We start from the raw sequence: 11,338 nt of genomic DNA, 5'->3' as shown, positions 1-11,338 counted from the left end.
CGCGAAGGCGTGCAGGGCCCGCTCGTACTCGGCGAGGCGGTCGTCCGGCGCGGCGACGACCGAGGGCAGCGCGTGCTCGGCCAGGTCGGTGAAGAGGAGCGAGACACGGTCGTCGCGGTGGCGGCGCAGCAGATGCGGCCACACGCCGGAGGACCGGGCGAGCAGCAGCAGCCGTGCCGGTCCCTGCTCGACCGGCCGGGCGATCAACTCCGAGGCGATGGCGGCGATTTGCCCGGTACGGCCTTCGGCGTAGTCGACGACGACGAGTACCGGCCCTCGGAACGCGTGAATGCGGTCGAGCACCGGCTCCGGCACCTGTTCCGCGAGCAGACCCGCCGTCCAGCCCTCCGCCTGCGCCTGTTCGACAAGCCGGTGCGCCAGCCGGGTCTTGCCCTGGCCGCCCGGCCCGGTCAGCAGCCGCGCGGCGAGATGGTCCGGCGCCGCCAACCAGCCGGTCAGGCGCGGCAGTTCGTCGTCGGCCCGTACAAAGGGGACCACGCCGTAGTCGGCCTGCAGCAGCATGCTGGGCAGTGGCTCGGCGGGCAACTCCCGCTGAGGCGGGAACAGATCGGGGAGCAACAGCTCCGGCACCAGCTCGGTGATCCCGTCCGCCAGCCGCCGTACGTCCTCCCCGAGGGCCCGGTGGGTGACGTACGCCGCCTGGCAGTGCGCCAACCGTGCGATGTCCGGCGGGAGTTCGTCCGCTACGACGAGAGGCGCGCCGTCGAGGGCCACCTGCACCACGGGGATGTCCCGTTCGAACGCACGGCGGATCTCACGGCGTACCCAGTCGTCCTCCCGGTCCACCAGCCGTCGGCCGGTGTCCGGGTCCTCGGCGAACCAGTCCGGCCCGATGAGCACCAGCAGGATCCGGGTCTCCTCCAAGGCCTGCCGGATCGCCTGCGGGTAGAGCTCGCCGGGCCGCATCGACACACAGTCGCGGAAGACCCGCTCGGGGCCGAAGGCGCGGGCCAGCGACTCGTAGCACGCCGCCGCTCCGTATCCGGTGTCGGCCGTACGGTAGTTGACGAAGACGTCGACGGTGCCATGACTCACCTAGGTGCAACTCCGTTCACCGAGGGTCGAAGTCCGCCTGCTCGTTCAGTGTGCCCCATCGGCCGGGGGTTCCTGGTCCGGTCGCTCTTTCGGACGTCCGGCCCGGTCGTGGACGTGAGTGCGCTCAAGTCCCGCCCGGCAACGGCGTACTTGTTGTTCGGGAGTTGCCGGAGATGGCCCTGCCGGATCAGCAGCGACAGAGCTGACTCGTCGATCGTCTCGAACCTCCCCAGGGAGCGGGCGATCTGGGCCCGCGAAACCACCCCGTTCGGTGCGTGGGTGACCACTTCCAGGATCTTCAGGGCTTCCCGGGTCGCGTCCGGGACATACGTGACCGGCTTGCCGATGCCCACCAAGCCGCGGCGGTTGAGCATGAGGTCCATTCCCGTGAATTCGGTGAGGACAGCGGCGGTCCGCTCGGCCGGCCATGGCGCACCGCCGGGATGTTCCGCCGGGCTCCAGGCGCCGGTCCGTCCGCCCGCCCTGCCGTGCCGGACCAGACCGAGGTCCTCGACGGTCACGACACGGCGGAGACGCTCGGTGAACAGAGCCGCCAGCACCCGCGGCACCGGATCGCGCGGAATTTCCCCCGTGTCGATCCAACGCCGTACCCGCGAGATGTCGGTCGACAGCTCGGGGCGGCCCATGACCGCCGCCTCCCGGTTGACCAGCTGCGCGAGGTCGCGCCTGGACCAGCCCGCCAGGGCGAACAGGTCCTGCAGGCGGATGTTGGCGGCGGGAGTGGCGTGCCGCGGGTCGGGACGCTCGTCGGCCGGTTCCGGGCGAGCAGCCCGGCCCCGCTTTCGCCCGCCGTGGACAGAGCCCCGTTCGCCACCCTTCGACGTGGCGCCGGACGTGGCGCCTCGTGTGGTGAACAGCCTGACGAAGCGGCTCATCGCACGCGGCAGGAGCCGCACCTCCCGGCAAAGGTCCAGCACCGTCCTGAGACTCCCGCCGGGTCTGCCGCCCAGGACAGGCCGCCAGACCCACCAGAGGTAGGCACACCCGGCCAGGAGGGCCAAGGCCGCCAGAACAGCGCCCCCTGGCGAACGCTCGTACAGCGCAACGAGCACGGCCCACCCCTGCCGCCACCACCGCCCGGGCGATACGTCCGGCCCCTCAGCCGGTTGCCCGGCCGGGTCGGTGCGCCGTAGTCGGCCGCCGAGGCCGCTGCCCGTCGCCGCGAACCCGATGGCGGCGACCACCGCGGCGGTAAGGGCCGCGCGCAGCAGGACCATGCCGCGGGAGACATGCGTGGCGACCGTGCCCGGGGCTCTGTCCATGAGGGTCGCGGCCTCGTCCAGGGTGTGGTCCAGCGCCTTCGTCGTCCATACGGCGGTGCGCTGCGGGAGCGTCAGACCGGCCAGGGCCTGTTCTACGGCCCAGCGGTTGCCGACCAGTGTGGTGAAGTCCGGGCAGCGCGCGGGGTCGAAGCGCAGCGGGTCGGCCGTACGGAGGGTCTCCATCCGCCGGTGTTCAGCACACTGCCGGGCCTGGTTGGCCACTTCGTTGCGGATCACGACCCGTAGGTAGCCGACCGGATGTTCGATGGCCGCCGGATCGCGCAGCGCCCTGGTGAAGGCGGTCTGCACGATGTCCTCGGCCGAGACGACCGACTCCGGTACGCCACGGGCACGGAGCGCCTGCCGGGCGGTCGCCGTCAGACTGGTCCGGTGGTTGCGGTACAGCGCGCCCAGTTCCTCGGCGGTCACCGGCTTCCGCTCAGTCATCGTCGTCCTCCCGCTCCGGGCGCGCGTCCCACGAGCGGCACGAGTCGCAGGGACCGCGGTTGCGACGGGCCACGCTGTCGAGCCAGCCCTTGAATGCGGGGGCCAGCGGGGCGAGCACGGACAACAGTGCAGCAGCGAGCTCCAACTGCCCGACCTCCCTTGCGATGCGGGCCGTTGGCGCTCAGGGGGCGCGGTGGCCGTTCAGGGAAGAGAGGTGCGGGCCCGCCGTTCTCATGACGTGCCGGGCAAGATTTTTCCCGGCTACGGCACCCTGGCCGCGTCCGTGTCCGCGTCCGCAGCCGTCGTCTCCCCCGTCTCCGCGAGTGCGTTGTTGCGGCGGACCGAGGACCAGAAGGACCAGCCGATCAGGAGGACGCCGACGAGGCCGGTGATGACCTCGTTGATCTGGTACTGGATGGTGACCATGAGGATCACCGCCAGGGCGCCGATCGCGTAGTGGGCGCCGTGCTCCAGGTAGACGTAGTCGTCGAGCGTGCCCTGGCGCACCAGGTACACCGTCAGCGAACGCACGTACATCGCGCCGATGCCCAGCCCCAGCGCCATCAGGACGATGTCGTTGGTGATGGCGAAGGCGCCGATCACTCCGTCGAAGGAGAAGGACGCGTCCAGGACTTCGAGGTAGAGGAACATGAAGAAGGCGGCCTGGCCGGCGAGGACCACCGCCGAGCGTTCGCCCTCGCGTTCCCGTTCCTCCTCCGCCTCCAGACGGTTCTCGAAGAAGCCGGAGAGGCCGCCGACGATCATGTACGTGATCAGGCCCGCGATGCCGGAGACGAGGACCGTCTGTGCCTTGTCGGTGTGGGCGCCGCCGTGCTGGTGGGCGTGGGTCGCGAAGGTGAAGGACGTGATCAGCAGGACGATCAGGGCGAGGCAGACCGACAGCATGTCGACCTTGCCGAGCTTGGCGAGGGGGCGTTCCAGCCAGCCCAGCCACTGGATGTCCCGGTCCTCGAAGATGAAGTCGAGGAAGATCATCAGCAGGAACATGCCGCCGAAGGCCGCGATCGCCGGGTGGGCGTCGGTGACCAGCTGTTCGTAGCGGTCCTTGTCGGTCAGGGCGAGGTTGACGGCGTCGATCGGGTTCTTCTTCGCGGTGACGGCGACGATGACCACCGGGAACGCCAGGCGCATGCCGAAGACGGCGATCAGGACGCCGACCGTGAGGAAGATCCGCTGCCAGAAGTCGGACATCTTCTTCAGGATCCCGGCGTTGACCACCGCGTTGTCGAAGGACAGCGAGATCTCCAGGACGGCCAGGATCGCGATGACGCCGAACGCCGTCCAGCCGCCGTACCAGACTCCCAGGGCCAGACCGAGCGCGGTGACCGCGAACGACCAGCGGAAGGTCTTCAGAAGCACGGGTTTGCCCCTTCCTGTTGTCGCGCGGTCGCCCGCGGGCCGGGTACCCAATGACTCCGGCCTTCATCGGCGTTGTCTACCACGGCCGCCTGTCGTGCGGGTGACGGGGCGGACCGGGGGCACGGAAAAGGGGCCCTCGACCTTTTGGCCAAGAGCCCCTTCGGAGGCGGTGTCGCCGCGTCGTCACTTCCTGAACGCCGCCCGCCCGGACGTCCGCAGCGTGCCCACCGTCTTCAGGAGGCGGTCCGCCGGGTCCCGTAGGGACTGGTGGGCCAGGACCGTGTTGCGCAGGCCGCGGACCGGGCGGCGCCACAGGCGGTGGGCGGTGGCCACCGGGTGGGGGCGGGTGGCGAAACCTTCCCCCACGCGCAGCTCGCGGGTCTTGAGCCAGTCCTTCCACTCCTTGTCGCCGCGCCCGAGGTCCATGAGACGGACGCCGTGCCGGCCCGCCTCCTCGGCCATCCTGAGGTGCATGATCAACCCGGGCGAGTAGTAACGGAGTTCGGGGTCGTACGCCGTGAACCAGGCCGCGAACAGCGTGCGGGACGTCGGTCCGAAGTGGGCCGCGACCGGGCGGTCCCCGGCGTAGAGGACCGACAGGACGCCGGTGAAGTGTTCCTCGCGGACCCGGAACAGGTGGTCCACCAGGTCTACGATCCAGGGGCGGGCGAAGCGGTCCATGCGGCCGGTTCTGCGGTACTGGGCGGACTTCCACCGCATCAGCGTGTGCAGCACCTCGGGGTCGCGGTCGTCGTAGACGAAGCGCATCTCGCCGAGGTCGCGGCCCAGCCGGCGTTCCTTCTTCAGCGTCGTCTTGGCGATGCCCGGGTACGCGCCGCGCAGCCACTCGGCGTAGGGGACCTCGCCGTCACCGTCCTTCAGGTCGATCACCGGGGAGGCGAAGGTGCCCGTGACATGGCGGCCGAACGGCTGCTGTTCCTCGACCAGATGGTCGAACTCGAAGACCGAAAGCCCGCAGGCGCGCAGGAGTTGCTGGGCATCCCAGGTGACGCCGGGCCGGTGCACCAGGGCCTGGCAGTCGGAGAGACCCAGGCCGATCGCCCGGCCGACGCCGACGGGGTTGCGCTCGTACGGGAAGAAGCCGACCGGCTCTCCGCCCTCGTGCAGAACCGCCACCTGCGCACCGCCGCGGTACCGGCCGACGCCGTCCGCGAACTCCGGTGCCAGGAAAGGGTTCGCGTAGTCCGGCGACTCGTCCATCGCCTTGTGCCAGGCCTGGCGGAGCGTGGTGCTCAACTCCTCCGGTCTGTGGATCGTGATGTCCGCCTTGCCATTGGATCGCATGGATCGCATGGGCGACCGTCCCCCCACATTTCCCCCACGACGCGTCGTCCGCGCCCTTGCCTACTCGTCCCAAGGTACGACGAGACACGAACAGTTCGGCAGGTCTCAAACGTCGCGAAACAGTACGGACGCTGTCAAGGATGCCTGTGGTCACGGAAAAGTACGGATCGCCCAGCCGGTGTCGATCAGGACACGCCGGCGGAGGCGGTCACCGGCCGGTCCTGCCGGGCGCATGCCGCCAACACCAGTGTCACCGCGGCCGATGCCGTCGCCATCAGGGTCATCGCCGTTCCGGGAGAGGTCAGTTGGGCCGCCGTGCCCGCGAGGGCCGCGCCGACGCCCTGCATGGCGAGCAGTCCCGCGGAGCGCAACCCGAGGGCGTGGCCCGCGAGTTCGTCTGGAGTGAGCTCCATCAGGCGCTCCTGGAGGACGAGGCTCGCGCCGTAGCCCACAGAGCCGACACACACGGCGATCGCCGCCCACGGCATGCCCGGCCGCAGCGCGAAGAACAGGTACGGCGCGGCCAGCAGCAGGCGCAGCGGAATGTCGAGACGGGCGCGCAGGGCTGGCGGTACGAAGCGGCCGAGGGTCAGGTCGCCGACGAACATGCCCAGCGCCGCGCTCGCGAACAGCGTGCCCGCGGACCCGGAGTCGTAGGAGACGTAGAGGGATTCGCAGCCGACCACCAGGCCGTTGGGGACCCACAGGCCCAGGTAGGTGAGGCGGCGGGGCCGGGAGGACCACAGGAGGGCGTTGGTGCGCCAGGTCGCGGCGACGGACGGGCGGCCCGCGGCGCGGGGTGGGCGGGCGGTCAGGCCGAGGCGGATGACGAGGGCCGTGGTGGCGTAGAGGGCCGCCGCCAGGAGCAGGCAGACGCGCGGGGAGAGCAGGGCCAGCAGGGCGCCGCCTGTGGCGAAACCGGTGACCTGCATCAGCCCGTTGGCCATGTTGAAGACCGAACGCCCCAGCAGGAAACCGCTCTTGGGCAGGATCTCGTTCAGCAGACCCCCGCTCACTCCGCCGCCCAGCGAGGCGATCAGGCCCTCCAGGAACACGACGCCGAAGGCCGCCCCGATCGGCAGGCCGGGCAGTGCCAGTAACGCCGTACAGACGGCGAAGGCGGAGTTGAGGCCAGCCAGGGTGGCGCGCGGGGGCAGCCGGTCGGAGCCGGACAGGAACAAGGTCGCGCCGAGCATCTGGGCGAGCTGCGGCCCGAACATGCTCACCGCCGACAGCAGCGGCGAGTCCGTCGCCCGGTAGACCAGCGTGGCGAGCGCCAGCCCGCTGATCGTCTGGGCCGCGGTCTGGGCGGCGAAGGAGAAGAAGAACGGCGTGTACTCGGGGGTGCGGAAGAGCTCGCGGTAGCTGCGCATGCGCGGAGTCTGCTGGGGTGTGCGCGGGGGTCGTATTCTTTCGCGCGGACGCGAAAGAGGCGGGGGTGCCGATGGGTTGGTGGCAGGTCAACGCCGACACCCTCGCGCGGAGCCGGTTCGTGCTGTCGCCGTTCACCGAGACCTTCGCCGCGCTGAAACTGCTGCACATCGGGGTGGCCGCGCACCCCGGCGAGCAGCTGTGGCTGCGGGACCATCTGCCGGGCTACCGGCGGCTGTTGGCGGCCGATCCGGTCACCGGGCTGCTGGTGCGGGCGGGCCTCGGACGGGCCTGGACCGCCGACTTCCTCGCGCCCACGCCGAGGGACCGGGAGACGTTCGAGGCGGCCGTCGCACGGGTGCGTACGGCCCCTGCCGCCGCCGCACGGGCGAACCTCACGGTCTCCCTCGCCGGCCCGCTCCCCGCCGCCCTGGAGCGCGACGACCTGCCCGAGCGGGCGGCCCGGCTCCTGGAGTACGTGTGGGAGGAGACCGTACGGCCGTCCTGGGAGCGGCGCCGGCGCGTCCTGGAGGCCGATGTGGTCGCGCGGACCGCGCAGGTGAGCCAGGGCGGCTGGGCGACCGTGCTGGACGCGCTGCGGCCCGGGCGGACGCGGTGGCTCGGGGAGAACCGGCTCCAGGTCAATCTGCACGAGTATCCGCCGCGCGAGATCTCCGGCGCGGAGCTGGTCTTCGTGCCGGTGACGTCGAACGGGTCGAACGGCGGGTGGGTGTCGTGGGAGGAGCCCGACCGGTACGCCATCGTCTACCCGTGCGCGGGGGCGCTCGCCGACCATCACGGGCGGCCGGTGCCGGCCGCCCTCGGCGCGCTGCTGGGGACGTCCAGGGCCGGGGTGCTGGTGCTGCTCTCCGCGCCGATGAGCACCAGCCAGCTGACCGCCGTGACCGGGCAGGGGCTCGGCTCGGTGGGCCGGCATCTGAAGGTGCTGCTGGACGCGGGTCTTGTGGAGCGGCGGCGGGCGGGGCGCTCGGTGCTGTATTCGCGGACGGCGGCGGGGGAGGTCGTGGTGAAGGCCGCGGCCGGACTCTGAGCCGCCGTGGCCGCAGGCCGGTAAGCACACCTGTAAGTGCGGAGACGCACGGGCCCGTGGGGAGAACGACATTTACCGGAGTTAGCATCCGGTTATGACGACTACAGAGAACACGGGTCCCCTCGCCGTCGAGATCGGGTCGCTCAAGGGCGGCTCGGCGGACCTCTCGCAGTACGCGGGCAAGGCCGTCCTCGTGGTGAACGTGGCCTCCAAGTGCGGGCTGACCCCCCAGTACACGGGCCTTGAGCGACTCCAGGAGCGGTACGCGGCACAGGGCTTCACCGTGCTGGGCGTGCCCTGCAACCAGTTCCTCGGGCAGGAGCCCGGCAGCGCCGAGGAGATCGCCGAGTTCTGCTCGGCGACGTACGGCGTGACCTTCCCGCTGACCGAGAAGGTCGAGGTCAACGGAGACGGCCGGCACAAGCTGTACGACCGCCTCGTCGGCTTCGCGGACGGCGAGGGCCACACCGGCGACATCCGCTGGAACTTCGAGAAGTTCCTGATCGGCCGCGACGGCACGGTCGTCGCCCGCTTCTCCCCGCAGACCGAGCCGGAGTCGGCGGAGGTCGTGGCGGCGGTGGAGAGCGCCGTCGCCTAGAGCGGTCGCCCAGCACGGTCGCCCTGCGCGGTCGCGGGAGAACACCGTAGGAAGGTGTTGGCCTTGCCCCCGGGGGCGGAGCCGAGCCCCTGGCCGGGGCAGGGCCGAGCCCCCTCGGCCGGGACGGCGGGCCAGTCGAGAGGGCTCTTTCGGTGTACCTAGTAGCTATGAAATTGTGAGTGATCATCCGTCACGCGAGGCCGACAGTCCCCCTGCCGACCTCAGCCACGAAGGTGTTCCACGCGTCGGAGGGGAACGCCAGCGTGGGGCCGCTGGGGGTCTTGGAGTCCCGTACGGCCAACGCCGCGAGAGCTGGGGACTTGACCTCGACACACGCGCCGTTTCCGGCCGAGTACGAGGACTTGATCCAGTTGTCCGTGGCGCCTTGCTGAATTGCCATTTTTGCTCCGGTTACGCCAGTTGATGAGTCGCTGTCACCGCGCGTCACGTCCGACCACGAACGCTCCGGACGCACAACACGGTTTGCGCCAACGCCTGTTGCTCGATGGCGTGATCGACGCTACTCGCCAACATCGGTAGGCGAAGCTGCCATTCACTCGACCGGGTGGCATATTCCCCTGGTGCTTCCATCCTGGCTGGCGGAAGGTGTAAGGTGCGGCACCTTCCGCCGGACGGGCCACTCAGCGCGCGTACTCCTTCGCGATGTCCGCGATGAACTGGTGCGACTGATCCACGTTCAGGGCCTGGGCGCGCAGGTGCTCGTACATGACGCTGTACTTCTGCACATCGGCCGCCTTCTCCAGGTACAGGTCACTGGTGACACCCTCGATGTACACGACGCTGGAGTCCGCCGCGTCGGGGAACTCCAGGATGGCGTACTGACCGTTGAGACCGGGGTGCGCGCCCACCTCGTACGGCAGCACCTGCACGGTGACGTGCGGGAGTTGGGACATCTCGGCGAGATTCTCCAACTGCTCGCGCATGACCTGACGGCCCCCGACGACCCGGCGCAGGGCCGCCTCGTCCAGCACCGTCCACAGGCGCAGCGGGGACTCCGCGGCGGAGACACGTTCCTGCCGGCGCAACCGCACCTCGACCCGCTTCTGGATGTCGCTCGGCGAGGTCTCGGGCAGCGCGCCCCGGATGAGCGCCTCGGCGTAGGGCCGGGTCTGCAACAGGCCGGGGATGATCTGGGGTTCGTAGGCCCGCAGCGACGCCGCGTCCGTCTCCAGGCCGATGTAGACGCTGTACGGGATGTCGCCGAAGGAGTGCCACCAGCCCTGCTGGCGCGAGTCCTTGGCCATCTGCATCAGCGAGTCGACGATCCGGACGTCCTCGACCTCGTAGACCCCGCACAGGTCGCGGACGTCACGCTGGCTGATGCTGCGCCGGCCGTTCTCCAGCCGGCTGATCTTCGACTGCGACACCAGCAGCCGCTCGGCAACCTCTTCGGCCGTCATGCCCTTGAGCTCTCGGAGCCGACGCAACTCCTGGCCCAACCGGCGTCGCCTGACGGTGGGATTGACACTTGACGCCACGGGAACGTGCACCTCCGGCTGCATGCCTCTACTTGCCACTGCTTATTGCTACTTGCCGCTACTTGCTGCTCACTGCTTGCCACTTTGCGTATCTGCTGTTGAGCAGACTGCCACCAAGGTGGTTTCTACCGCTGGGAAACGGTGGATATGCGGCAGGTACGAGCCAGGTTCCGGTTGCCCACGGCGTCCGTAGATGCGGCCGAGCGGGGTGGAGTGACGTTACGTCTACTCCACCCCGCTCGGACCAGCGGCTCCCGAACCGGGTCTTTGGGGACTGGCGGTGCGGCGGTACTGCTTGTGGTGCTGTGGTGCGTGTACTGCGGTCATACGGTCGTGCGGTGGTGCCGGTCGTGCGGTGCTGCTCCGCGGTGCGGGCGTGTGCCGTGGAACTGCGGCTCAGTGAGCCACGGCGCGCGCCATGGTGCCGCGGTGCGGCTGCATCGGAACACCACGAGCCGGTTCCGGTGGCCTTGATCCGGGCACGGCCTGACGGCCGGCCGGGGCCGGGCTACGGCGTGGCTGTGCCGCCACACCGTTCTGGACGTCCATCACGGCGTGCGCCACGAGTCCGCCCATGGGGTCGTGCCTGATCAGGTCCCGCAGCCGGGAGCGGGACGAACGTCCCTCGTTACCCGGATACAGGTGTTTGCCGAGACCGACCGCGTGCGCCAGTGCGGCGAGCGCGGCTGTCCGCGGGTCCGGCGGTACGCCGGTGCGGATCGCGGAATCGAGTCGGCCCCTGATCTCACGGCTGATCTCGTTGTCCGTCGCCTGATAGCGAGTCGTCGGCAGCACCCCGCACATCTGTCCCGCCACGGCATGCACCATGCCGCACCGCTCCAGATGCGAGAGGTAGGTCTGGCGAAGTCCCAGTCGGGGCCCGCCAATCCAGTTCACTGCACGCACGGGAGCGCCACGCCTTCGCAGCAACTCCAACGCGCAGTCCAAAGTCGGATCTCCAGTCGGCCGTGGCACGACCACGGCGATACGATCCCCGTCTGGGGCTATCCGTCCGGCCAGCGCCAGCTCCACTAGCTGCGCTCCGGCCAGACCGAGGTCGAGCGACTGCGGCTGCGCAGTGGTACCCGTGGCCGGGTCCAATGCCAGCAACAGAAGCTCTTCCGGAAGAGTTCTGCGGCTCCTGCCCATCCATGCCTCCCCGCGTGGATGAATGACAGGGTGACCCCTCTCACATTGGTCTGTCGAGGGTGCGTGACCGCTTCGTGATGGAACCGGCAGGTATGTCGTTCTCGTCTACCGCAGGGGTTAAGCCCGCACACAGGACACTGGTACATGGTTCGGACAACGGTGTTTGATGCGTTGTCCGGACTGCGGGTAGGAGATTTCC

At 69.9% G+C, this 11,338-nt stretch carries 9 protein-coding genes and 2 pseudogenes; 2 read left to right on the top strand and 9 right to left on the bottom strand.

Going from position 1 to position 11,338, the window contains the following annotated elements; translation table 11 throughout:
* The 6 genes and pseudogenes from R6V09_RS09950 to R6V09_RS09930 form a co-directional block, all read right to left on the bottom strand.
* A partial coding sequence (locus tag R6V09_RS09950; RefSeq protein WP_317880993.1) for a toll/interleukin-1 receptor domain-containing protein occupies positions 1-1,056 on the bottom strand: 1,056 nt, incomplete at its 3' end.
* Between the two features lie 329 nt (positions 1,057-1,385).
* Positions 1,386-1,784, bottom strand: a pseudogene (locus R6V09_RS09945) (hypothetical protein); the annotation flags it as partial.
* A 516-nt stretch (positions 1,785-2,300) separates the two neighbouring features.
* Positions 2,301-2,522: pseudogene (locus R6V09_RS54420) on the bottom strand (hypothetical protein); the annotation flags it as partial.
* Between the two features lie 525 nt (positions 2,523-3,047).
* Positions 3,048-4,166, bottom strand: a complete 1,119-nt coding sequence (locus R6V09_RS09940) for a DUF475 domain-containing protein (protein ID WP_317880992.1) — start codon at positions 4,164-4,166, stop codon at positions 3,048-3,050.
* A 183-nt stretch (positions 4,167-4,349) separates the two neighbouring features.
* Complete coding sequence (locus tag R6V09_RS09935; protein WP_317880991.1) at positions 4,350-5,480, bottom strand: GNAT family N-acetyltransferase; 1,131 nt, start codon at positions 5,478-5,480, stop codon at positions 4,350-4,352.
* Positions 5,481-5,656: 176 nt separating this feature from the next.
* The gene (locus R6V09_RS09930) at positions 5,657-6,844 is read right to left on the bottom strand and encodes an MFS transporter (protein WP_317880990.1); all 1,188 of its coding nucleotides are present in this window, start codon (positions 6,842-6,844) and stop codon (positions 5,657-5,659) included.
* A 71-nt stretch (positions 6,845-6,915) separates the two neighbouring features.
* On the opposite strand from R6V09_RS09930, the gene R6V09_RS09925 reads away from it, so the two are divergent.
* Entirely contained in the window at positions 6,916-7,893 is a 978-nt protein-coding gene (locus R6V09_RS09925) for an ArsR/SmtB family transcription factor (protein WP_317880994.1), read from the top strand.
* A 94-nt stretch (positions 7,894-7,987) separates the two neighbouring features.
* Entirely contained in the window at positions 7,988-8,491 is a 504-nt protein-coding gene (locus tag R6V09_RS09920) for a glutathione peroxidase (protein WP_317880989.1), read from the top strand.
* Positions 8,492-8,681: 190 nt separating this feature from the next.
* Here R6V09_RS09920 and R6V09_RS09915 read toward each other — a convergent pair whose 3' ends face one another.
* From R6V09_RS09915 to R6V09_RS09905, 3 genes are all read right to left on the bottom strand, one after another.
* The gene (locus R6V09_RS09915; protein ID WP_317880988.1) at positions 8,682-8,891 is read right to left on the bottom strand and encodes a DUF397 domain-containing protein; all 210 of its coding nucleotides are present in this window, start codon (positions 8,889-8,891) and stop codon (positions 8,682-8,684) included.
* 241 nt (positions 8,892-9,132) lie between these two features.
* Entirely contained in the window at positions 9,133-9,990 is an 858-nt protein-coding gene (locus R6V09_RS09910; RefSeq protein WP_262062656.1) for a helix-turn-helix domain-containing protein, read from the bottom strand.
* Between the two features lie 396 nt (positions 9,991-10,386).
* A complete protein-coding gene (locus R6V09_RS09905) occupies positions 10,387-11,139 on the bottom strand; it encodes a GOLPH3/VPS74 family protein (protein WP_317880987.1) in 753 nt (250 codons plus the stop codon).
* Between the last annotated feature and the right edge of the window lie 199 nt (positions 11,140-11,338).

Source organism: Streptomyces sp. W16 (assembly GCF_033194735.1).
In the GTDB taxonomy this organism is placed as follows: domain Bacteria; phylum Actinomycetota; class Actinomycetes; order Streptomycetales; family Streptomycetaceae; genus Streptomyces.
The sequence above is the reverse complement of the archived record's forward strand: the minus strand, read 5'-3'. Positions and strand labels throughout refer to the sequence as shown.

Excerpts from the sequence above, each read along its gene's own strand:
- R6V09_RS09905 (WP_317880987.1), bottom strand. The coding sequence starts at position 11,139 with ATGGGCAGGAGCCGCAGAACTCTTCCGGAAGAGCTTCTGTTGCTGGCA.
- R6V09_RS09925 (WP_317880994.1), top strand. The coding sequence starts at position 6,916 with ATGGGTTGGTGGCAGGTCAACGCCGACACCCTCGCGCGGAGCCGGTTC.
- R6V09_RS09915 (WP_317880988.1), bottom strand. The coding sequence starts at position 8,891 with ATGGCAATTCAGCAAGGCGCCACGGACAACTGGATCAAGTCCTCGTAC.
- R6V09_RS09930 (WP_317880990.1), bottom strand. The coding sequence starts at position 6,844 with ATGCGCAGCTACCGCGAGCTCTTCCGCACCCCCGAGTACACGCCGTTC.
- R6V09_RS09935 (WP_317880991.1), bottom strand. The coding sequence starts at position 5,480 with ATGCGATCCATGCGATCCAATGGCAAGGCGGACATCACGATCCACAGA.
- R6V09_RS09920 (WP_317880989.1), top strand. The coding sequence starts at position 7,988 with ATGACGACTACAGAGAACACGGGTCCCCTCGCCGTCGAGATCGGGTCG.